Source organism: Pseudoalteromonas sp. HM-SA03 (assembly GCF_002289345.1).
GTDB lineage: Bacteria > Pseudomonadota > Gammaproteobacteria > Enterobacterales > Alteromonadaceae > Pseudoalteromonas.
The window spans coordinates 1-23,865 of sequence record NZ_NSDG01000080.1 but is presented as its reverse complement, the minus strand read 5'-3'; the positions used below and the strand labels follow the sequence as shown (position 1 = coordinate 23,865).

Here is a 23,865-nt window from a genome sequence, read left to right as displayed (position 1 = left end):
TGATGATTTTGATTTTTATTAGTTTTGACGCGTTAAAAATCGTCCTGCTCGGCCGAAATCTACAATGGTGTCTGTATTCGCGCCTTCAACATAGCTGAGCTTGCCATTCACCCAAACCTTCACAATGCCTGAGGCAAGTTGCTTTGGATTACTGTAACTTGCTTGGTCTAACACCCGATTAGGGTCGAATAACACCAGATCGGCGAAATAACCAATTTGAATATTGCCACGTTGCCGCAGCTTAAAGCGCGCTGCTGGCAACGCTGTCATTTTGTAGATAGCCAATGCCAACGGCAGCGATTGCTGTTCTCTACAGTAATGTCCAAGCACCCGCGGAAATGTCCCCCACAATCTCGGATGCGGATGCGGATCGCACGGCAAACCATCGGACCCCACCATGCTGTGTTCATAACTTAAAAACCGCTGCACATCATCTTCCAGCATACAGTGATACACAGCCCCCGCTGGCTGCAAGCGCTTTGCCGCTTCACGCTGAGACACTTGCCATTGCGTAGCAATGTCTGCCAAGCTTTGCTGTGCAAGTTGTGGATGAGACTCCGACCAAGTAATAAAAATATCCGTCTCCTCCGTTACTTGGTTAAGATCTAAGGTGCTTGAACTCGCAGCATAAGGGTAGCAATCGCAACTCACTGGATGCGTTTCTCTATGTTGTTCAAAATGCGCTAATACCTCAGGTGCCCTGCCCCAATTCTCTCTACCAGCGCATTTTATATGTGAAATAACCAGCGGCAGTTTGGCATGCTCTGCCGTAGCAAAGGCTTCATCCATAGCTCGGATGACTCCTTGAAATTCTGTGCGTAAATGCGTGGTATAGATACCATCAAATGGTGTAACAACCTCGGCCAACGCATTCACTTCAGCTTGACTTGCCCCCTTCGCATTGTAATAAGCAAGGCCAGTACTAAAGCCTATCGCCCCCTGCGCCATCGCTTGATGCAGCAAGGTTTTCATCTGTTCAAGTTCTTGCGCATTGGCGGCTTGAGATAAATCCGTCATGACCTGCGCTCTGAGCGTTGTATGACCAACTAACATGGCTAAATTCACACTCGGAGCGGCGTTACTAAAAGCGTGTTGATATTCCTGTAGTTCACGATAGGCGAATTCTGATTGCTCCCCGAGTAAGTTAATGGGGTCGAGCAGCGCTTGATCTGCACAATAAGGCACTGCGCTAATGCCACAATTCCCGGCTATGACGGTGGTGACACCTTGGCTCACTTTGCTCAGCATATGGGGGCCTCGCAGCACTTCAAGGTCATCATGGGTATGTACGTCAATAAAACCCGGAGCGAGCACTAAGCCCGTGGCATCGATGCATTGCTGTGCTTGCAAATGGCTGCAGTTGCCAAGCGCAACAATTTTGTCTTTGCTAATCGCGACATCCACCACTTGTGCTTCAGAGCCTGGTTCAAAATACACCGTCGCGCCTTGAATGAGGGTATCAACATAAAGAGATGAGCTCAGCATTAATCCCCCAGCGGAAAGCGTTTATCGGCAGGTGGCATATTGCTATTTTTATCTCGATGCTGATCTAACTGAGTTTTAAGCCGTCGGAGCTTTTCTCTTGAGCGCTTTTGATTACGCATGGCAACTTCGCTCGACAAGATATCCACCGCTGCCATCATGGCATAGCGTGCAGCGCTGGGCTTAAAGATGTAATCACTTTCTTGAGTTTTGATGGCTAAGTGGTGATCGGCAATGTCCGCCAAGTCGCTCACTGGGCAAATAGCAATAACCTCAGCGCCATACTCTTTGGCGATAAGCGCCGCTGCTTTCACATCAGGAGAAACACCACTAAGCGAGAGACAAATCACCACATCCCCTTTATTCACCGTTGCGGCAACCATGCGCATCATCATAGGATCGGAGTGAGCATTACTAAGTACGTCCAAGCGAAATAAGCGATTTTGACATTCTTGTGCCATCAGGCTGCTACCACCACCAACCCCAAAAATTAAGCAATGACGTGTGGCGCAAATCACTTCACTCGCCTGCTCCACAACCGCTTCATCGATGAGTCCCGCATTGAGCGTAAGGATCTCCTGAATAGAGGTATAAACATGAGAAATCTTTTCTTTTTCAATTGGCTCAGGATTTGTAAAACGCTCACCAATTGCGGCTGATTGTGTAAGCTGGAACTTAAGGTCGCGCACATTGATGCAGCCCAAGCTACGCGCTAACCGCGTAATGCTGGCATGACTGACCTGTGCTTTTTCAGCTAACTCGCTAATCGAAGCACTTGCGGCAAAGTTAAGCTCAGCCAAAATAAGCCGGGCAACTTTTTCTTCCGCTGGGCTAAAGTGCCCCAAGCCTTCCTTAATTTTGCTAATAATGTCCACAGCTTCGCCTCAATTAAAAATAGGTAGAAATGGTTCGAGTGATCACCCAATCTCGCTCGACAACACCAATTTGTCGCCACTTATCAAAGGTCAAGCAAGGATGAGAAGTCGAAAAGCAGATCATATCGCCAATCTGTACCTCGCACCCAGATGCAATACTCACCATAGCATGTTGATCCATGATTGTTTCGACCTTTACCGCGCCGTCTAATGAGCGCAACTGCTTTGACGGCGGAGAGTAAATCAGCTCTGCTGTGGGCATACCAGCATCAAATGCGACATCCCTTTTTCCCATGCCAACTATCGCGACACCCGGCTCTGGAGTCGAAAGCACGTAAGCCCATATACTTAAGCTCGACACCAAACTCTCCCCCAAATCGCAAGCGAGGTTGCTCCGTGATAGCACCGCTTGCTGCGCCTGCTGATAGATCCCAGTATCGTGAATAAGGTAGCAGCCGGGACGGATCACAAAGTGAAATTGCTGAGCCTGCTCACTTTTGTTTAGTGTCTTTGTCACAACATCGTACCAAGCGGAACCCGCCCCCGTGATAATAGGCAACGTCTTTGAAAACGCGTCTTTTTGTCGTAAATCTGCCGCCGTTTTTATTACTGAACTAACGAATGTAGCAATCCTTTGCTCGGCGTTATGGCCGTGGATCACGCCTTCATAAAATCCGATGCCTGCTACCTCTAAACTAGCATACTGTTGGCATACATTGACTAGCTGCACTAACGTTGCAAGATTGCGCCAACCAGCGCGACCACCTTCAACCCCCACCTCGAGTAAAATGGAAATACGCAGCGAATACTGGGTAAAAAATGTGCCTAAAGCATGGGCATTTGCAATAGAGTCAACAAAACAATAGAGCTCAACGTCAGTATCAGTAAGCATGTTTGCAACTTGCTTCATATGATATTCGCCAACAAGTTGATTCGCTAAGATCACTCGTTTTGCGCCCGCGACAATGGCCATGGATATTTGTGGTACGGTCGCTACCGTGATGGCCCATGCGCCATGTTTAAGCTGTAGTTTAAATAACGCTGGTGACATTGTCGTCTTGCCGTGGGGTGCCAATAATACTTGGCTTTCCTTTGCAAAATTCGCCATCCAATTCGCGTTGTGGCTGATGGCGTCTTGCTTTATCACTGCAACTGGCAAACTTACCTGCTCTGCGAGAATATCCCAGCCGCAACCTTCTAGTTGCAGTGGATCGCCAGTGCCTTTCGCTAATATTGTCATTGTTTATTCAAATCCTTGAGCTTAAACATTAGTTCCCCACGTCAAAATAGTGCATTGACTTACTGCGATTAGTATCAGGCCAAGCTGCACTTGGCCTTTGCTGACATTAGAAAGTCGCACGGACGCTCAATGCAAAACGTCTATCTGTGGTAAAGTTGAGTGCCTGCGTTTTTGTCCCAGCTTGGTCCATCTGATACTTGGTTTTGGTTTCCGTATCCAATAAATTGCTGGCTTCAAAACCCACTTTCCAATGGTCGTTGATGGTGTAATACAAGCTTGCATCCATCATACCTGACGCCTCTGCATAGGCAGGGACATACTCTTCAGATTCCCGAAGTGTGAGCAAATACTCAGAGCGCCAAGTGTATGCAAGGCGAAAAGAAATATCCTCGTACTCATACATACCAATGATATTAAAGTTTTGGTCAGAGTAACCTTGTAGCGGCAAACCTCCAAACACTCGGAAGGTATTCCGATTATCGGTTAGCGGGTTACCATTTTCATCGAAACCAAGCGTGCCTTTAGAGACTTCATTTGGATCTTCAAGTCCATCTTGATCGATATAGGTAAAGTTAAGTTGCAAACCTAAACCGCTCCATGCACCCGGTAACATGTCGTAGAATTGTGAGTAGGAAAACTCCATCCCACGAATGGTGCCAGAACCAGTGTTAGCAGGGCCATAAGCAGAGACATCATAATCTTCGCCGCCATAAGACACATCAAGATCAAAGGCGCGGCTACGGATTATATTATCTAGCTTTTTGTGGAATAGCCCTACCGTTACATAGCCTGCTGAAGCGAAATACCATTCGGTAGTTAAATCAGTATTAATTGCTTCTTCAGGCTCTAAATATGGGTTCCCAGAAAGCGCCGTTAGACTGATATCGTCTAGCCCAACAACGGGGTTAGTTGCCTCGTCGTAATCAGCGCCGGGAGTTTGTAGCACGCGAGTGTAATCCAAGTTAAGAATACTGATATTTCTGGCATCAACTAAACTTGGGTAATACAGCGCTTTTGATGCACCAAATCGCACCACTACGTCTTCTGATACACCAAAACTCAAATTTAAGCTCGGAAGCAAAGTGCTATAATCTGTGCCATCAACGGTACTGAGTTCGGACTCTCCCCCAGCAATATCGTAATATCGCTTATATTCTGCCTGCTGCATCACATTATTAAGTGATGTCCCCTCTTCACCACGTTTGATGAGGGCGGGTTGCACCAAAGCGCCCGTAGACTCTAGTTGATAGTTTACATAGCGCAGGCCAACGTTACCCACCACTGGAATGTCTTGAAACTCGAAGTCAAAATCACCGCGAATGTAAAATTCAGTACGCTTCTCGTTGGTCGAACTTATATTGTGTGCGGCGAATGGGCCTTCAACGCGATTGGGTTTGTCTGCATAAGGTACATAAGTGCCAGAGCATGTACCGTTGTTTGCCGCACTATTGGTGGCATTGTGCCAACCATCACGACAACCTTGGCGCAAAGAGTCGGCGTAGTTTTTCACCAGATCCATGCTTGGGAACAGGAAGTTATTGACCGGCCCCTGTAATACCTGACCATTGTAATAATCTGAAAAATCAACGCGCTCAAATAATTCAGGACGATTGACCGCCGCCGCGGCATTTCGGTCATCTTGGATCCAAGGGGTGCCAATGGCAGACCAGCCCTCGTAAGCGGTATCTCGTACCGTTAAGTCTTTATCTGACATATAAAAACCGGAACTGACACTCGTGAAATGACCGTCTAGCTCATACTTAAAATCCAGTTTAACGCTGTCTGATTCTGCTGTATTGCGCTCAACCTGCTCCATACCGCTGCCCAAAAACAGATTAGGCACAGGTCCATTCCAATCTTCATTGGGTGACCAACCTGCCGTTAGAATATTGTCACTGAGAAACTCTACTGTCGGCCTTGAGCCACGCATATCGAGGAAATAAGGCGAGACAACATGAACATGGTTTCCCCGTGTTTGCCCCGACATACTGTAGTTTTGCACCTCTTTGTCGGAGTCGATCCGCTGGTAATCAAAATCGACCGTCAATCTATCTATTGGTTTTAACGTTAGTTTAAATGAAGTGTCCTTCACAGTATTTTCGTTGTAATTCCAGCGGCTACGATAAAAGAATGGCGTTTCTGGGCTCACGCCAAGTGCGATGCCGGAAGTCACAAAACCATCATCTGTAGTGAGTGGATGGCCACTTTCCGTACTTTCAGTCCAATTTTGTGAAGACCCCATAAAACCTTTAAAGCCTTGAGCTGCTTGTCCTATTTGGCGCTCGTTCCACTCAAGAGACGCTTCTGAACGAATGTGCTCTAATGTCGCAACTATGGTCTCATCGGCATTTGCCCACTGCAGTGAAGAGGTTAAGCCGGTACGTTCACGGTCATTAGTTGCTGTGCTCATATGGATAGCGACAGGCACATGCCATACACTGCCAGCTGGTTGCCCTGGTAAAGCGGGGCCATCCACAGGCGATGAGGGATCAACACCTGTTATGCCACCCCATTGATCCAAGGTAGGAATAAAGGAATCACCTCGAGAGTGGAAATTGCCAAGGCCAACACCATCTCCTCGAGTCTGATATTCTGATGAAGAAGCTGCAATTAAGAATCCGAACTTACCTGCACTGGTTTCCCAACTGTCGGAAAACAATGCAGAAAACGAAGGCGTCACTTCTTCTCTAAAGTCGCCATAATTGGCCTTTGCATTGAACGAGATAAGCCGCTCATCAGAGTCAAATGGTTTGCGGGTGATGAGGTTTACCGTGCCGGATATACCGCCTGAAATAAGATCCGCAGTTTGGTTTTTAACCACTTCCACTGCACCTAGTAATTCAGCAGGAAAGTCTTCATAGCTCAGACCGCCTGACGGATTTGCACTAAAAGCGTCTCTGCCATTCACCTCAGAGCGAACTCTGTCTAGGCCGCGAACCAACACGCCAGTACCTTCATCAGCATAATGTTTAGGGTCATCGGACGATGCAAATCGCTCAATCGTAACACCCGGCACACGCTGCAGCGCTTCAGTCACCGATTTGTCTGGTAATGCCCCGATATCTGACGCCGTGATCACGTCTTTGACCGTATCAGCGAAGCGCTTAATGTTTTGGGCGCTATTGATACTGCCTCGTATCCCACGAACTTCAATGACTTCAACCGCTTCGTTCTCAGTCGCAGATTTGACACCGCTGTCATTTTGACCCACAGTTTCAGCGGCAACCCAAAGTGGAGAAAGCCCAAGAAGTACAGATGAAACCGCAAGACTCAGTTTGCTTCGTTTAGGGTTATGTTTACCAATATCGGTGACTAGTTTTGACATTTTGTTGTTCCTTTCTTCTTTTTAAAAACCAGTGAAAAAGCCAGCAATGCCATCACTAGCACCACAGCCCACAAACCTACCACACAGTGACGTGCTCTAAACGCCTCAACACATCACATGTTACTTACTAACAAAAAAATAAGATTACCTTGTTACTTTTTAACATTACAGCCTAAAAAGCAAACACTTTTTTTCGGAAAGTTTGGCTGTGTGGACTATAGTTTTGAAATATAAGGAATTAAAATTAATTACATCTAATTTTGTGTTAAAGAGGGAAAATTATCAGTTACGTTCACATATCCGGTTAATGACTTGTTCAAGCAGCTTTAAATCGAATGAGTTTTGTATTCAGTTTGCCGTACACTGGCGGGAAAAATTAAGAAACTACATTACTAACAACTAAGCACTTACCAGTTCACCGAGCCCCTCAGTGATTTGGTTTGGCCACGTTTGGTCTTTTGATTCAGGCGCTTCTTTTGCGAGCTTTTTGTTGGCTTGGTTGCTCTACGTGCCTTTTCAACTTTGGTGGCTTCTAAGATCAGTGTTTTTAGCCGCTCCAAGGCATCTTCCTTATTTTGCTCTTGGGTGCGAAAGCTTTGGGCTTTAAGCACAATGACACCCTCTTTGGTCACTCTAGAGTCTTTAAGTGCAAGCAAGCGCGCTTTGTAAAAGTCAGGCAGTGTTGAGCGGTTGATATCAAACCGAAGATGAATGGCACTGGAGACTTTATTGACGTTTTGTCCTCCAGCACCTTGGGCACGAATAGCGGAAATATCGATTTCCCACTCTGCTAGAGTGACATTATTTGAGATTTTAAGCATAGTAATTTCAAGCCTCCACTTGCTATTTTAACAAAGTAACGGAAGGCTTGAAATAGCAGCGTTCAGTGCGGAGCGTGTAGCTATGCTGTTCGAGTTGCGATAGCAGGAGGCACTCTTGCAGCAACCACAGCAGGGTAAGTAACCGCCAACTGACCCGCGAGCAACATTACTATTGCACCTGCAATCAAATAATCACCGGGTACACTGGTAAGCCCAAAGTAATTGACCAAATAAATATTCGCAGTGATTGCGATAACTATGCCCAGTGTAATGCCAAACAAAGACACCACTGCATTTTCAATCATAAAGTAACGTAGAATATCGGTCTGAGTTGCCCCAAGCGCACGACGAGTACCGATTTGCTTGCGACGCTTATAAACGGTATACCTTGCTTGGCCAAAAATTCCCAGCATGGTTACGCATGCCAGAGCTGCGATCACCGCTTTTAGTGTTTGGCTCACCGCATAATCTGCTTGTAAGTTTTCCGTTTTTATTTGTTCGAAGGATTTAAAGGCATCAAGTTGCCGGCCAGACTTTTTAAGCATTAAGGCTCGAACTTCATCCATTGCAACTTCTCTTTGACCAGACTTTGCTTTTACAACTATGATGCTTTCTTCATAATGTTCTCTAACCGAACTTATTACGGTCATATCGTAAGCGTACCAAAACCGCCAAGGTGACTTCATAGTTTCAACGATACCCACAACCTTTTGCGGTACCGATTCAACATAAATAGTTTCTCCAATCACACTGCGCCAATCGTTAGGACGTATTTTATGTGCCAAGTCTTGCGAAACTAACACGCTGGCTGATTCCGTATGGCCATCAAAATACGTGTGTACTACATCATTATGTTGTAAGTTTCTACCCGCAACCACTCGCAGTCCAAGCGTATCTACAATGGTGTCATCCGAACCATAGTAGCCTGCGTGAGTTATCCTTTCATCTTCCTCAGGGGTTAAACCAACATCTAGTGAACGGCCCCAGTTAGTAAGCGGCATACTAGTGATCGTACTTACACTCTCAACACTGGCTAGTGCGCGGATATCAGCAAGGTCTGTATCAAGAGCTGCATTTTTTTCTTCATCGCTGCCTTCAAAATTTGTTCTAAAGCTGAACAACTGGCTTTCGGCCAACCCCGTCGGTTGCACTAATTCTTGTTCTTTCAGTACCATCATATAAATGGCATTAACCAAAATTGTAAATGTAAGGGCGATTTGCAATATCAGTAGTAGCGGAGAAGCCTTATTTTTGTTTAAGGTTTTTAAAATTGGCAATAAATCTCTCATGCTCATGCTCCTACAGGCTTTTTAGCTGACTAGATGGTTGTACTTTTGCCGCATGTAAAGTCGGTAGCAAACCAAAAGTCACAGCACTCACCACAGCCAACAAAACCGTCATGATGACAATACCTGCGGTCATCTCTAGCATCTCAGCATAAAGGTGACTGTATAATTGCGCAGTGACACTCAAACCAATTTGCGCAAGTAATAACCCAAGTATCCCGCCTAATAGTCCAATAATACAGGTCTCAACAGTAAACTGAGTGATAATATCTTGCTTAGAAGCCCCAACCGCTCTACGAAGCCCAACTTCACCAGCTCTGCCATGAAATTTTGCGACCATCATAGCCATACAGTTAAGCAGGCAAACCGCAAGAAATGCGAATGCAAGCCACACTGCTACATTGCCATCATCTTTGATAATTTTTCTTTCAATTAATTGCTCCTTTACATTAAATAACTGATGTAAAGGCTCTCGTAAGAAGCGACCATACTCTCTTTGTTCCATCGAGTAATTAACCAAAAAGTCCATATAATTATTGCGCTCTGCCGCAGAGTTTAATTCAACCCAATACGAAACCCATACGCATTCAGACGCTAAAATTGCTGAAAATGAGTCATCAGCGGGTTCTTTCCAGCACTGATAAGACACGTCGGAGCCAGTCCACAACTCGTTATTGATTTGTGTTTGGAATGGGACAATAACGTCTCTAGGTTTGTTGAATGCACGAGTTCTATAATCAAAAAATTTGGGGATGGGATACCAATCGTCAGTAACACCAACCACTCGGTACTGTAAGTTCCCTAGGAGCAATGACTTACCGACGGAGTTTTCTCCACCAAATAACTTATCATTCAACTCGCTACTGATCACCGCAACTTGCAGCCCATCCTGATCGGCAATTTCATCCCATGCACCACCAAACTTAAACGGCACCTCAAACATGTTGAACATGTCACGGTATGTACTTCGGATTGGGGTCATTTTTGCTTCAGTGATTGACTGCTCTGTGGTGCGAGTCATTATTTTAAAACTACCAAGAGGCGTTTGATTAACGCCCTGTTTCGCATTTTGTAGATTTATTGCATCTTGATAGGTAAGAATAAAAGGTGGAACTTCTTTTCCTTGGGAAATATTGAACGGCTTGTCTGGACCATAGCTATTCAATCGAACATTAAACAAGCGGTCACTTTTTGTAGGGATCGGATCTTTTTGTAGCAGATAACTCACTGTATAAGTTGTCATTGTTGCGCCAATTCCAATCGCGATTGTCATAATCATTAACAATGATAAAAAAGGCGTTTTCCGCAATGAGATAAGCGCTAATTTAAGATAGTAACTAAACATAACTTATCCTTAAGCAATGGCCTTATCGTAGTTCTTTCTCTCGCTCAACATACCATCACGGATTTCAATAATACGTTGAGCTTTTACCGCTTGTTGAGCGTCATGAGTCACCATCACAATGCTTGTTCCCTGCGCATTGATATCTTTCAGCAGCTCCATAATGCCATCGGCCATTTTACTGTCTAAGTTGCCTGTTGGCTCATCGGCAAGTAGAAAGGACGGCTTACCAGCTATCGCTCGAGCAATCGCTACCCGTTGCTGTTGGCCTCCAGAAAGTTGCGATGGGTAATGCGCTTTACGTGATGCAAGACCCACTTTATTCAACGCATCCATGATCCGCTCATGGCGATCTTTTGATGATAATTTGCGATAACGTAAGGGCATGTCAACATTATCGTAAAGGTTTAACTCAGGAATTAAGTTAAAGCTTTGAAAAATAAATCCCACTTTTTCGTTACGTAGCTTTGACTTGGCCTTATCATTTAGCTTTTCAACATTGACACCATCCAGTTCATAACTGCCACCGCAGAAGTCCTCCAATAAGCCTGTGATATTTAGAAAGGTCGTTTTACCTGAACCGGAGGGACCAATGACAGCGACAAACTCTCCTTGCTCTATACTCAAGTCAAATGGCTGCAAAGCTTGAGTTTTTATTGTGTCTGTATAATAAGCTTTCGATAGGTGACGCATGGATAGCATTTTGCAGCTCCTTTATTGAATTATTTTTACGCTGGGAGCATCTTTAAAAATTCGTGCGTCAGAGGTGATAACCTGATCGCCGATATTAAGCCCCGATAGTACTTCTACTTGCCCAATACTTCTCAATCCAATCTTTATCGGCGTTTTGACAGCCGTGCCTTCTTTTACCACATAAGCAAACTGTCCGTTATATGCCTCCAAGTATTGGCCATGTGGTAGGTAGGCAATATTTTCTTTTTGTTCGAGTACAATTCGACTTGTTAGCCTTTGGTTTTGTCTTAATCCCTGAATCCTGTCTTCTCTAAAGCGAATTTTTCCCGCTACGCGGCCGTTTTCAATTTCAGGCGAAATGGCAACGATTTCACCACTATAAACGTCACCATTGAGATTCACCTCGGCTAACATTCCTAATGCCAGATCATCTGAATAACTCTCTGGTATTTGTACCTCTATCTCATATTTAGAAAGATCGACTACGCTTAATAATGGTTGGTTTTTAGCCACTGAGTTTTTTTGCTCGACCACTAAATTGCCAACGAGTCCCCCTACTGGTGAGATGACTTTAAGTGCATCGACTTGCCTTCCAAGCTCTGCCACTTTGACTTTTTGCGCCTCAAGTTCAAGCTCTTTGGTGCGAATCTCAAACTTCTGACTTTCTTTTTGCAATTCAACTTCTTTAATTGCCAAGCGATATTCCCGAAGCGCATTTTCTAAGTCATCTTTGGCTTTTTGATAATCAATATCGCTGACAACTTGAGTTTTTAAACCCTCTTCAGAGCGGCGCATTTCACGCTTAGCAGCATTCAATACAACGGTAGCCTTACCTAAATAGTTTTCCTGTGCTAAGTCCTGTTTTTTAGCTTGAATTATTTGTCGTTGAAGTTCAGTGTCTAACTGATTTAACTTTGCTTGATGCTGTGCAAACTCGCTCTTTAACTCAGGACTATCGATAACAGCTAGAACTTGCCCTTCGATGACACTATCCCCAGATTCAACTAAATAGGTCACAGTTCCTTGAGCAGGACTGTATATAGTAGGTCGCCGTGCTGCAACGACTTTTCCCTGAACAGAAATATCGCGAACAAAATCTCCTTGCTTTACTGCTGATATATGAATTTTATCGCTTGAAACTGCCGTTTGACCACTTACCCATTGACCAACAATTGGTGCAAAAAAGAAAATAGTAATTAATATGAGAATACTTGCTAATGCTATCAATATTTTATTTTTTTTAGGTCTTTCAACCGCAGAGTCTTGAGCACTTGTATCTGAAATATAGGCCATGAAACAATCCTTTTACCACTGCCTTTGTTATTGAGAAATATGCACTTTACTAGTACTTTTCATCACTATTTACTCAACTAGCGCTCACGTCACTTTTCAAGTGAGACAAACCTCAAAGTTAAGGCGAAGCAGGTAATGTAAGTGCCTAAACCTTACACAAACTCAAAGCTAATGTCACGAGAAATAAAACACCTTGTTAACTATTTGGTTTGATTCTTGACTACTTCCAGATATCGGCTTTCTATAAACTTTTTCTCTTTGGACAAATGCTCAAGTGCTTCTCTGGTCTGCTCCAGTTCCTTTTGAATAGCCTGAAGCTTTGGACCATCTTCAACCTCTTGCTCTTGAACCATTAGCTGTTGCAGAGCCTGGCTTTGTTCGGCAATTTGTCTTTTGTATTCATTGATAGTTTGAGACATATCTTGACGCTCTTTTTCAAAGGTTGCGACTAGTTGCTCTAACTCTTGCTCGGACGTGCTTCCCACAGACCTAGAAGCTTCTAGTTGCTGCTTTAATGTGTCATTCTCTTTTTGTAGCTTCTCTGTAGACTCATATTGGTCAAATAGTTTTTTTCTCGTTTGCTTAAGTCGCTCTAAACTTTTTGACAAATCCCCTCGAAGCTTCTTTATTAGCCTATGCGATTTAAGCAGCTTACTGTTTAAATCATCCATGCGGGTTTGCTCTTCTGATGAGATATGGTCCTGTGTTGAGCTTTTAATCTCGGCTAATTGCTGTTCTAAATGGACTTGTAAGTTAGCCAATTCTTGAATGGTATGTTGGTTATCTTCGACAAACTTCATTGACTTGTTAATTGCATCGCGACAATGCTGAAGCAGATACTGTTGCTCTGGATTGGATGTCCCAGCTCCACCAGTTGTCTTTGCAAACAATCGAAACTCTCGGAGGATTAACAGCAAAATATAAAACCAAAAAGCCAATATCAGCAACCCGATATTCACCGCCATATAGATAAATACATCAACTGGTAGTTTGCCTAAAAGCATATTACACACTCATTATTTTCTTACTTTCATTTTAGTATTGGTTAAAAATCGTGCCTATAATAAATCTATATTTTTCAATAAAGTGGTAATGTGTGAAGATATTGCTCGTGGATGACAGTGCGGCAACACTTGAGATTATTCGTCGCGGTTTAGTACGTTTCAGATATCGTAAGCTGTTGATAAAGAAAACACAAAGTGCAAAAGAAGCATTAAAAATTATCGGTTCTTGGCATCCAGATATTGTACTGACCGACTGGCATATGCCCGATATTTCAGGACTTGCCCTCGTCAAAGCAATCAAACAAAAACAGTTGGATGTCACTATGGCGATGGTAACGACTGTCGACGATCGTGAGCAAATTAAGCTCGCTCTTGATTATGGTGCGGCATTTGTATTGTCGAAGCCGTTTGCTGACGACGACCTTCATAACAAAATCATGCCGTTGGTCAAAGCCGCGGAAGAAAGCAGTAAAACAAGAGAAATTCATACACTGCATAAAGGCGTGCCTTTACCTCAAGTCGGGCAACTTGAAAAACTAATGAACAAACATATTGATACTGAGCTTAGGCTCTATCAAGTGCACCAAATGGAATATGATCCCGATAACCTTCCGTGCGTTATGGTCGCATACGAAGATCCGAGTAGCCAGAAGGTTCGCGCAATCGGAATATTTGATGTGTATTCTGTCTGTGTGCTTGCCGCATCCACAGGGAGTTTAACGGATCAGGCGGGATTTGAAGCGATTCATCAACACCAGATCACCGACAACATGTTAACCGCCTGCCACTCAGCACTAAACTCTACGTCTTATGCATTTCTAGACGGCATAACAAGAAGGAGCCTTAGAGTAAAAACCCTACAGCTAGTCACTAAGCCTTTTCCTAAGTTGAAAAGATTGTATAAGTCCGCCGCAAACATGCGGATAGACTTATGTTGCCAACGCCCAAATATGGCGCAAGGTAAAATATTGTTGGTTGGGTTTTTAAGCTAACGCTTTAAGCAAGATGCCAGGATCGGTTATCCCAGCTTCTTTTAACGCTTCTTGGATATTTTTGGTTAGTTCAATAACTTGAGTCTGCATGCCTAAAATATATTCAAGCTTTTGTGTAACTAGCTCCGCTTTCATTTCATCTGAGTAAGCGTCACTTGCTTTTAGCTCTTCGAGTAATTTTTGCTCTTCCTTTATTTTCTCTTTGAGTTCTTCTAGCTTTTCAACCATTTTTTGAATGTGAGGTGGTAGTGCAGCTTTTTCCTGCTCCTCTCTTACCTCTTCTCCAGATAACTTAGACATATCTTTTTCTGATAGTCTGAGTGGTTTAAGCTCAGCCGTCTCTTCTGCTTTGGGCTCTAGCTCGTTCTGACTCTTGGCTGGTTGAGTTGGAGAATGAATTAAAAAGTTTACGTTCATTGTTTTTGGCCAATATGATTTCCTTTGGCCTACATATCGGTAATTTATCGAAAATCTTTAAGAAAAATTGCGCGGCTTCCTTGCCGCTGCAAGTGCTTGGGAATGGAATCACTCGGTACTGAAAACTAACCGAGTTTAAAATAATTTTGTTTTAAGATTTGCTTGCAATTGCTTAATGCCCGATTTAACGCCTGCAACAAAGTTTTGCCTTTTGCCTTGACCTTTAATGTTGGTAATCCGGGTAATAAAAGTTCAACTTGACATAAAGTAAACTTGCCAATCTGCTTATCCGCCTGTTTTTCAATTCGTACATTTATTTTTCGAATATTGTTTGCATAGCCGCACAACGCTTCATTTATTGCTTTAGCAAAAGCCACTTTACTTGACACCGCTATCGGCTCATTTACACCAACAAGGTTCAATTTCATCATTACCTCAGACAATCGCATCAAATATAACTTTGTTGAAAACTTAGAATGACTCGAATTAAAAACGCTTACGCTATCCGATACACTCTCTCAACTTCTACTTGCGCCATGAGATCAAATCTACTAATGTTCAAGGAAAGATAAAAGCTGATTATATCTAACTAAAAGCAAGGTTTTTACGAACAATATGAACATAAACTTCAATCACCTTTACTATTTTTGGCAAGTAAGTAATGAAGGCAGCATCGCAGGTGCAAGCAAAGTCCTTCATTTGACGCCTCAAACAATCAGCGCGCAGTTATCAAGCTTAGAAGATAGGCTGGGGAAACCTTTATTTATAAGAGAAGGAAGAGGACTCAGGTTGACTGACTTCGGCATTTTGACTAAGCAGTATGCGGACGATATGTTTTCGATTGCCAAAGAATGGTTAGAAACAACACAAGATGGTGCAACAGCCATACATCGCACATTAAAAGTAGGTATCTCAGATGCCATTCCTAAATCGTTAGTATCAAAATGGCTTGCTCCTTTGATAGAAAATGAGCAAGTTGCCAACTTGCACTGTATTGATGGTCAGCAGTCTGAATTATTGGCTCAGATGGCGATGCATAAACTTGATATCGTACTTGCGGACAAACCACTTGATAGTAATCTGCCATTTAAAGTATTTTGTCACGAAATAGGAAAGAGCCAGATCGGCTTTTATGGTTCAATTTCTAGTTGTGAAGAACTTAGGGCAAACTACCCTAAGTCATTACAAGCGCAACCAATCATTCTTCCCGCAAAACACAGCCCAGTAACGAACTCGATTCAATTTTGGCTGCAAGAGCAAAATATAGAAATAAAAGTCGCAGGTCATGTGGATGACAGTGCCTTGATGAAAGCGTTAGGTCAACAGGGGTTTGGCATTTTTCCAGCTCCGCTTTCGATAAAATCAGAATTGCAACGGCACTATGATGCCTGCCTCATTGGCACTATCGAAAGTACGTATCAAAACTATTACGCCTTCACACCCGATAGACTAATTAAAGACTCTATCTTCAGCGAGTTCGTAAATTTTGCCAAAGGAGTAAGCTGACGCTACAGTCAGCTTATGTTGGCTGTAAAAGAGAAGACAAATTTTGTTTATAACGTCTTGATAAGTGAAGTGAATCTCCGTTTTCTAGAATAACGTCGTAATCTCCATTATCTCTTGTCTTAAGTTCACTGATAGCATTTAAGTTGACGAGTGAAGACTTATGGATCCTAGAAAAGCCAAAGGTTTTAAGACTTTTTTCCATTGATGACATTGTGTCCCTATGCAAGATTGAGCGCTGCCGATTGACCATATGAAGTTCGACATAGTTTCCCGCACCACCAACCCAAGCTAAATCTTCCACTTTTATCACATGAATGTGCCCCGAGTCTTTTACAATCAGCCTTTGATTCGGAACATACTCTGGTGAAGCTTCCTTAGAATGCAAGAATGCCAGCTGAAGAATATTAGTGATCAGAGCACCTTCGGTATCTTTCCCGTCAACACTCATTGTTGTAGAAGCATTTAATTTAACATCTGTCGTTATTTTAATAGTTGGCACAGAGTCAAAATTTCTTGTGATTAATTCTTGCTGTCGCAGGTCACTATCATGTGAAATATCAATTAACAAACAATCGATTTCACCCGCCTCAATAGTTTCCAAAATATCAACAATAGTTTGATAATAAATAAATTGGGAACAAACTGCGACTTCTTTTAACTTTGTACTTATTTCGACGCCAAGCTCAGATAAATAGCTAGGAATAGAGATCGTCACTCTTTTCATTCATCACCTTAAACACATCAACAGGTTAACAAGGATACTAATACTTTATATCCTATTTCACAATAGTTAACATATCATTGTTATAGATTGTCGCGGTGTAATCTGCAAATTAAATTTGATCTTTTTTTTCTCGCCTGTCGTCACTGATTCCCATCGCCTTACGTATCTCAACTGGCATATTCCGAGCTTCCGTCATAACTTCGTCGTGATACTAATAAGCCTTTGTGATGAGTTATTAAACTTGCCGAGGGTATCTAAAACAAACCTATCAGGGGATATCATGAAACAATTCAAGCGTTCTAAGTTAAGCATGCTTATCACTTCCGCGTGCCTAATCGGTGGAAGTTTAAGCATCCAAGCATCAGCTGAAGAAGCAGCTGATGGTGCTAATGAAGAAGTCGAAAGAATTTCTATTACAGGCTCTCGTATTCAACGTGTTGCGTTAACTGCAAAAACACCGGTTATCGAATTAGACGGTTCTGAATTTGCCATGTCGGGTAACTTAAACGTTGAGCAAAAGCTTGCCGAACTACCACTAACCGTTCCTTCTTTCGGCCCGAGTTCAAATAACCCTGGTGATGGTACTGCTCGAGTAGACTTACGTGGTCTTGGTAACGAGCGCACCCTTGTTCTTGTTAACGGTCGCCGCTGGGTACCAGCAACACAAACAGGTGTTGTCGACTTAAACACGATTCCAGCTTCTCTTATTGAAGGTGTAGACATCATTACCGGTGGTGCAGGTGCGGTATACGGTTCTGATGCACTAGCAGGTGTTGTAAACTTTCGTTTGAAAGACGACTTCGAAGGCGCTGAAATTTCTGCGTTATACGACATCACCGAAGAAGGCGACGGGGAAAAGTTCAATACAGACCTCACCTTGGGTGGAAACTTTGCCGACGGTAAAGGTAACGCTACTGTTTATATCGGTTACGCCAAACGTGAATCAATCTTCCAAGGCGATAGAGACTTTACTAACGTAACACTCACTGAAGGCGATACCGGTTTAGTACCAGGTGGTTCATCTGGTATCCCTGGTACCCGTATATTCTCAGGTCCAACGCTTCCTAACGGTACAGCTTTAGGCCGTTTTGGCCCTAACGGTGAAGGCCTACCATATACTTCAGCAGACGCGTTCAACTATGCCCCAGATAACTACCTGCAACTGCCACAAGAGCGTCTAACACTTAACTCTTTTGCACACTATTACATCAATGATGATACTCGTTTATATAGTGAATTATCTTTCATTCGCAACGAAGTTCCGCAACAGCTAGCTCCAACTCCTGCATTCGTAAATGGCTTAGTGGTTAACCCTGACAGTCCATTCTTCGGTGCAGATGTTCAAGCTGCAATGAAAGCGTTAGTACCTGAACTTGATGCTGACGGTGAACCAACTGGCAACATGGTTAGTCAACTTGACGCCGATGGTAACTTTACATTCGCTACAATCGGTCGTCGTATGGTTGAAAATGGTCCACGCCAAGCGATTGATACACGTAATGCGATGCGTTTATTAGTTGGTGTAGATGGCTTTATCGGTGACTGGGCATACAATGCCTACTACAGCCGTTCTGAACTAGACCGTTCTAACCTACTTAATAATGACGTTTCTGAAACGCGTTTCAGGCAAGCGATTTTGGTTACTGATGATGGTAGCGCATGTCAAGATACATCTGGTGGATGTGCACCATTGAACATATTCGGTGAAGGTAATATTTCTCAGGCTGCGATTGATTTTATTAACGTTGGTGCATCTAACGTAACAAACATCAAACAAGAAATCTTCCACATCGATTTTGCTGGTGAGTTGCCATTTACTGTACCATCTGCTGATATGCCTATAGGTTTCGTAATTGGTTACGAAAGCCGTTTTGATGACTCAAGCTTCCGCCCTGATGAATTCTTGGCATCTGGTGATGTTTTAGGCTTTAACGCTGGTGAACCAACAGTTGGTAGCTATAGTGTTGATGAAATCTTCACAGAGATTGATATTCCATTAGTAACTGATGCAGCATTTGCTGAAGACATTACGCTATGGTTCGCTGGTCGTCTTTCTGACTTCTCAAACATCGGTAACGCTGCTTCATTTGCAACCACGCTGAACTGGAAAGTAAACGAATACGTATCTTTCCGCGCTGGTTACCAAGAGTCTGTTCGTGCACCTAACATCGCAGAGCTATTCCAAGGTGCAGCGAATGGCTTCCCAAGCGCAACCGATCCATGTAGCGTTGATGGTTTTGTAGAAGGGACAACTGACAGAGCGCTTTGTGAAGCTCACGGTGTTGCGTCTTCTCAAGTAGGTGTATTTGAACAAGCAAACGCACAAATCGAAGGTAGCTTCGGTGGTAACCCTGAGCTGAAAGAAGAAACATCAGAAACCGTTACTCTAGGCCTTGTTATTACACCGACCGAAAACTTTGACATTACAATCGATTACTTTGATATCACGATTGATGATGCCATCGATGTACTAGGTGGTGGCGTAAACAATATTCTAGATATTTGTTACAACCAACTTAAAGATCCTAACTCAGAGTTCTGTCAAGCAATTACTCGTCGTCCTGACGGTAACGTTGACCTTGTTACAGCACTTAACGCAAACATCGCGTCGCTAGGCACAAAAGGTTATGACGTTAACTTCAACTGGACCACAGAACTTGATTTTGGAATTGGTGAAAATGGTTCAACACTGAACATTAACTCCAAGAATACCATTTTAGATGAGTTCTTTAGAACGCCAAGTGTTGGTTTCACTGAAACAAATTACTGTGAAGGTAAATTCGGTAATACCTGTGGTACGCCACGCCCTGAGTTCCAAAGTAATAACCGCTTTACTTGGACTTCAGGCGACTTAAGCATCACAGCTCTAGCGCGCTACATGAGCGAAGTTGATGACGACTCAGGCACTAACGAAATCGCTCCGATTTCTAAAGCAGAATGGTACCTTGACCTCAGTGCGAGCTACCACTTCACTGATAATGTACAAGCAACATTTGGTATTAAAAATGTGTTAGACACTGAGCCAACGCCATTAGGTGATGCTCAACAACAAGCAAATACATTCCCAGAGCTATACGACGTTATCGGCCCACGTTACTTCGTGAGTGCTGTGTACACGTTCTAGTCAGTGATACTGAAAGACTAGGGAGCTTCGGCTCCCTTTTCTGTTGTTGCTGTATTAATTCCTTTATCTACAGTGAGTTACTAAGTTTTCAATCGCGTTTACTAGAAAATTGATCGAAACCAACAAAACTCCAAAATAACAACACTTTATTCGCAACTAAGTCGAGTTGGGCTAAAATAAAGATTATGCAGCTCAGTTTAATTGACCGTTTAAGAAAAAATAACATGAAGCAAGCGCCTGAAATTACTATTGCAGTTCAAGATGCCTTCCAATTGATCAAACAAAAACAATATCAACAAGCGTTAACTAAGCTACAGCCTTTTACTGACTCGCCTCACCCCGATCTACATTATCTTCTGGGAATTTGCTACAAATCACTAGCCGAATGGCAAAGTGCAATAACTTCACTAATTTATGCAGCTAAACTCGCACCTCTAAAAACTGAAATCTTAACTCATCTAGCCAAATGTTATTGGCTATCGGGTGATTTACACCAGGCAGAATCCCATTACCTTGCGCTTTATGAAGCTGAACCCGAAGCTCTAGATTTACATAAAAATTTGTCGCTGCTGTATCTTGAGCAAAACCAGCTTGACATGGCTAGCCTGTGGGCACTCAAAGGACAATCTCTAGATGATTCTGGACAACTCACCAAAATACTCGGGGACGTTGAAAAAACAAGAGGAAACCTCAGTGAAGCGATCAATTACTATCAACAAGTTCCCCAACACTCTCCGATTGTCTTTCGGGCAATACACAATTTAGGCCTTTGCTATAAATTACAGGCTAAATTTGACCATGCAATTCAATGCTTTAAATTTGTACACCAAAAAGCACCAGAGCACTATGAACCGCTTTACAACCTCGGGGACTGCTTTTTTGCAAACGGTCAATTTGAACAAGCACAACAAGCCTACAATCTGGCCTTGAAACAAGCCCCATACAATCCAACCATACATAAAGCAATTAACGAGCTTTATTGGCAAAGTGGGCAGCATCAGCTTTTTGCTACTAGCTTACTAACCGCGCTGGAGTCAGCAAATAACCGTCTAGAACTCATAGAGTGCCTAGCTGAACTTTACTGGAATACCAATCAGTACAGGTTATGTGAGGAATGTATTCAGACGTCAGGTTACGCCGATACTTCAGCTACATTACTCGCGTTACGAGGGCGCCTGGCGGCCACAAACAATGAGCTAAATGCAGCCTTTGAGCATTTCGATAGTGCCAATAAGATAGTCATTAATTACGACAGGATATGTGAGCAAGCAAAATTTGCAATCCAGCTTGGTAAGTTCAGTACCGCACAATGTCTACTCGAAGAGGTGTTGCAAGCGCAGCCCGACTCACAATTAGCATTAGCTTGGCTAAGCGTTGTGTATCAAGCCGCAGATAAACAAAAGCACCAAGCGCTTTGCAACCCTGACTTTATTCTGACCACAACCTTAGATGCTCCGAGCGGCTATCAAAACACTGAAGACTTTCTTAAAGAATTGGAGTCATGCTTACTAACACTTCATCAAGGTAAACAAGCACCAAGTGAGCAGACCTTAGTAAATGGTTCACAAATTTCAGGAGGCTTGCTTAATAGAGATATCGAAGTCATCTCCAAAGCTCGATCTCAACTACTGAAAGATATAGAGAAATGCCTTAATAAGTTGGAATTAGATCCAAAGCATCCTTTTTTGGCTCATTTACGCAAAGAGAAATGCATTACAGGCTCATGGTCTGTTAAACTGACGGAACAAGGTTTCCACGTGAATCATATCCACCCCGCTGGCTGGATAAGTGTGGTTTTATATATCAACACGCCAAACGACGATAGCAACAATGGGGTAATTGAATTTGGTAGACCTCCCCTAGCACCACCTTACGATTTTCCACCATTTAAAACTGTAAAACCTCAACGAGGGCAAATCGTGATCTTCCCCTCTTATTTTTGGCATGGAACACAGCCATTTAACGCATCAGACAATAGCTATCGAATGACGTTGCCACTCGATATTGGCGTTCTTAATAAATAGAAAGAGAAACCACTTTAATGACAAACGAAGAGACACAAACTCTCAATATAGACTCACTAATACAGCCAATTCTCGAGTGCGAGCCACAAACTAGTTGGCCATTATTACTACCAAAGTTACTCGATGCCTACCCACAGAGTGCAGAGCTAAGCTATCGTGTTGCTGTAATTTTAGAACAAATTGGGGCGTTAGCCGAAAGTGAAAAAGCCTACTTTCACTGCCTTGATCTTGCGCCCAAAAATTATCTAGTTTACTTGTACCTTGGATATTTACTAGAGACTAAGGGCGAGGAGAATACGGCACTAGCATGTTATGCCCTGTGTGAAACACTGACAGGCAGCTTTAATCGGCTTCAGCTTGCCAATAGCACAGCTCCTCAAACGCTTAAACGTTTTCAAAAAGCTTGGCAATGTATGGAAAGAAACCTTGGTACTGCATCAAGCATTACGTCTGGACGCTGGGTTCAATACAGTAGTAAGCCCTTTGAAACACCTCAAGCACCACATCTTTTTTACGTACCGAATCTAACTGCAAAACCAATCTGGCTGGCACAGCAATTTTCATGGTATGAAAGCTTTAGCACCATGATCCCCGACATCATTAGAGAGTTTCACGCTACTTTTAATACCGCATCTTCGCACCTTACCCCCTATTTATCGGGTAAAGAGTATGAAAGCGTATTCCCAAAGCTTGCAAACAGTAACAACTGGCAAGCGTTATCCCTTTTTAAAGAGGGTGTGGAAAACGTTTCAGTGTCAACGCACTTTCCTATACTTAAAAAAGCCTTAGAGAAAGTACCTTGTTATGGCTTAACAGCATCTCCATACGAAGTGTTTTACTCTAAATTAGCCAAAGGCCAAACCATCACTCCACATTACGGCCTTTCGAACCACAGCTTAACAGTGCATTTAGCCATAGATATTCCCCATGACTGTTACCTAGACGTCAACGGCGAGCGTGTTTCATGGCAAGAGCATCAACTCACTATCTTTGATGACTCCTATTTACATATGGCACATAATGGCAGCGACCGTGACCGAATTGTACTTATATTCTCAATTTGGCATCCTGATCTAACAGCGACTCAACGTCAGGAAATAAAATCTGAATTTAAGAATAGGCAACGCTGGATTGATAATTTAAACGCAACTTTGGATCAATACAGAAACGATCACTAGAATCCTAATTTTCGTCACGTCTCCCCCCCAACTTACCACAAAAGGGGTTGTTACTATTTTAATAGCCCGTAACTTAAAGCCTGACCTTATGATTAAGGTCTCCCTGGATAATTTCGGGGGGTAACCCCCGTTTTTTCATACTAGCCACATCATAAATCACAGTGCTAAAATCCAATCATAATCTTTAAGTTAATGTGAATTCATNGTAAGCGTACGGCTAACTACACCTAGAGGCTAACATGCCAGGGCAGTAAACTGTCGATATCGCACTGTGGCTGGGCTAATTCGTTTAAGCAATGCATCACATAGTCGAATGGGGTGTGGCCGTTTGCTCTGGCTGTTTCGATCACGCTGTAGAGGATTGCGCTACTCTCTGCCCCACTTGTGGTGAAGCTAAACAGCCAGTTCTTTCGCCCTATAACGAACGGTTTGATAGCCCGCTCTGCCCGGTTGTTGTCTATCTTTAGGTGTCCGTCATCGAGGTAGCGAATGAGTTTCGGCCACTGCCTTAGCGTATAGTGGACGGCCTCGCCCAGCTT

At 43.2% G+C, this 23,865-nt stretch carries 19 protein-coding genes; 5 read left to right on the top strand and 14 right to left on the bottom strand.

Annotated features, from left to right (window positions below):
• Nucleotides 1–18: 18 nt before the first annotated feature.
• From CKO50_RS15830 to CKO50_RS15785, 10 genes are all read right to left on the bottom strand, one after another.
• Nucleotides 19–1,485, bottom strand: a complete 1,467-nt coding sequence (locus CKO50_RS15830; RefSeq protein WP_095728937.1) for an amidohydrolase family protein — start codon at nucleotides 1,483–1,485, stop codon at nucleotides 19–21.
• Nucleotides 1,485–2,357, bottom strand: a complete 873-nt coding sequence (locus CKO50_RS15825; protein ID WP_095728936.1) for a MurR/RpiR family transcriptional regulator — start codon at nucleotides 2,355–2,357, stop codon at nucleotides 1,485–1,487. The genes CKO50_RS15830 and CKO50_RS15825 overlap by 1 nt, the downstream gene beginning before the upstream one ends.
• A 13-nt stretch (nucleotides 2,358–2,370) precedes the next feature.
• Entirely contained in the window at nucleotides 2,371–3,597 is a 1,227-nt protein-coding gene (locus tag CKO50_RS15820; protein ID WP_095728935.1) for an alanine racemase, read from the bottom strand.
• Nucleotides 3,598–3,703: 106 nt separating this feature from the next.
• Nucleotides 3,704–6,922: a TonB-dependent receptor gene (locus tag CKO50_RS15815; protein WP_095728934.1), complete on the bottom strand. Its 3,219-nt coding sequence runs from the start codon at nucleotides 6,920–6,922 to the stop codon at nucleotides 3,704–3,706.
• A gap of 407 nt (nucleotides 6,923–7,329) precedes the next feature.
• Nucleotides 7,330–7,743 (bottom strand): alternative ribosome rescue aminoacyl-tRNA hydrolase ArfB, encoded by a 414-nt coding sequence (gene arfB / locus CKO50_RS15810; RefSeq protein WP_010375624.1) that lies wholly within the window; start codon nucleotides 7,741–7,743, stop codon nucleotides 7,330–7,332.
• Between the two features lie 80 nt (nucleotides 7,744–7,823).
• Entirely contained in the window at nucleotides 7,824–9,032 is a 1,209-nt protein-coding gene (locus tag CKO50_RS15805; RefSeq protein ID WP_095728933.1) for an ABC transporter permease, read from the bottom strand.
• 10 nt (nucleotides 9,033–9,042) lie between these two features.
• Nucleotides 9,043–10,374, bottom strand: a complete 1,332-nt coding sequence (locus CKO50_RS15800; RefSeq protein ID WP_095728932.1) for an ABC transporter permease — start codon at nucleotides 10,372–10,374, stop codon at nucleotides 9,043–9,045.
• A 9-nt stretch (nucleotides 10,375–10,383) separates the two neighbouring features.
• Nucleotides 10,384–11,073 carry an ABC transporter ATP-binding protein gene (locus CKO50_RS15795; RefSeq protein WP_095728931.1) on the bottom strand — a complete coding sequence of 230 codons (690 nt, stop codon included), beginning with the start codon at nucleotides 11,071–11,073 and terminating at the stop codon, nucleotides 10,384–10,386.
• Between the two features lie 12 nt (nucleotides 11,074–11,085).
• Nucleotides 11,086–12,357: an efflux RND transporter periplasmic adaptor subunit gene (locus tag CKO50_RS15790; protein ID WP_095728930.1), complete on the bottom strand. Its 1,272-nt coding sequence runs from the start codon at nucleotides 12,355–12,357 to the stop codon at nucleotides 11,086–11,088.
• Nucleotides 12,358–12,557: 200 nt separating this feature from the next.
• Nucleotides 12,558–13,361: a chromosome partitioning protein ParA gene (locus CKO50_RS15785; protein ID WP_095728929.1), complete on the bottom strand. Its 804-nt coding sequence runs from the start codon at nucleotides 13,359–13,361 to the stop codon at nucleotides 12,558–12,560.
• Between the two features lie 92 nt (nucleotides 13,362–13,453).
• Here CKO50_RS15785 and CKO50_RS15780 point away from each other — a divergent pair, with 92 nt between their 5' ends.
• Nucleotides 13,454–14,353: a response regulator gene (locus CKO50_RS15780; RefSeq protein WP_095728928.1), complete on the top strand. Its 900-nt coding sequence runs from the start codon at nucleotides 13,454–13,456 to the stop codon at nucleotides 14,351–14,353.
• Here the strand turns inward: CKO50_RS15780 and CKO50_RS15775 are convergent.
• Both CKO50_RS15775 and CKO50_RS15770 read right to left on the bottom strand, forming a co-directional pair.
• Nucleotides 14,345–14,770, bottom strand: coding sequence for a hypothetical protein (locus tag CKO50_RS15775; RefSeq protein ID WP_095728927.1), 426 nt, complete (start codon nucleotides 14,768–14,770; stop codon nucleotides 14,345–14,347). The two genes, CKO50_RS15780 and CKO50_RS15775, sit on opposite strands and share 9 nt — an antisense overlap.
• A gap of 125 nt (nucleotides 14,771–14,895) precedes the next feature.
• Nucleotides 14,896–15,159, bottom strand: a complete 264-nt coding sequence (locus tag CKO50_RS15770) for a hypothetical protein (protein WP_255230047.1) — start codon at nucleotides 15,157–15,159, stop codon at nucleotides 14,896–14,898.
• Nucleotides 15,160–15,385: 226 nt separating this feature from the next.
• Here CKO50_RS15770 and nhaR point away from each other — a divergent pair, with 226 nt between their 5' ends.
• Complete coding sequence (gene nhaR, locus CKO50_RS15765) at nucleotides 15,386–16,276, top strand: transcriptional activator NhaR (RefSeq protein WP_095728925.1); 891 nt, start codon at nucleotides 15,386–15,388, stop codon at nucleotides 16,274–16,276.
• 13 nt (nucleotides 16,277–16,289) lie between these two features.
• On the opposite strand, the gene CKO50_RS15760 is transcribed toward nhaR, so the two are convergent.
• Nucleotides 16,290–17,000 carry a LytTR family DNA-binding domain-containing protein gene (locus CKO50_RS15760; protein ID WP_095728924.1) on the bottom strand — a complete coding sequence of 237 codons (711 nt, stop codon included), beginning with the start codon at nucleotides 16,998–17,000 and terminating at the stop codon, nucleotides 16,290–16,292.
• A gap of 280 nt (nucleotides 17,001–17,280) precedes the next feature.
• On the opposite strand from CKO50_RS15760, the gene CKO50_RS15755 reads away from it, so the two are divergent.
• The 3 genes from CKO50_RS15755 to CKO50_RS15745 all read left to right on the top strand — a co-directional run bounded on the left by CKO50_RS15755 (nucleotide 17,281) and on the right by CKO50_RS15745 (nucleotide 23,326).
• Nucleotides 17,281–20,124, top strand: coding sequence for a TonB-dependent siderophore receptor (locus CKO50_RS15755; RefSeq protein WP_095728923.1), 2,844 nt, complete (start codon nucleotides 17,281–17,283; stop codon nucleotides 20,122–20,124).
• A gap of 224 nt (nucleotides 20,125–20,348) precedes the next feature.
• Complete coding sequence (locus CKO50_RS15750) at nucleotides 20,349–22,148, top strand: tetratricopeptide repeat protein (RefSeq protein ID WP_095728922.1); 1,800 nt, start codon at nucleotides 20,349–20,351, stop codon at nucleotides 22,146–22,148.
• Nucleotides 22,149–22,165: 17 nt separating this feature from the next.
• Nucleotides 22,166–23,326, top strand: coding sequence for an aspartyl/asparaginyl beta-hydroxylase domain-containing protein (locus CKO50_RS15745; RefSeq protein ID WP_095728921.1), 1,161 nt, complete (start codon nucleotides 22,166–22,168; stop codon nucleotides 23,324–23,326).
• A 227-nt stretch (nucleotides 23,327–23,553) separates the two neighbouring features.
• Here the strand turns inward: CKO50_RS15745 and CKO50_RS15740 are convergent.
• Nucleotides 23,554–23,865: transposase (locus CKO50_RS15740; RefSeq protein ID WP_141240152.1), on the bottom strand; the 312-nt coding region annotated here is incomplete at its 5' end.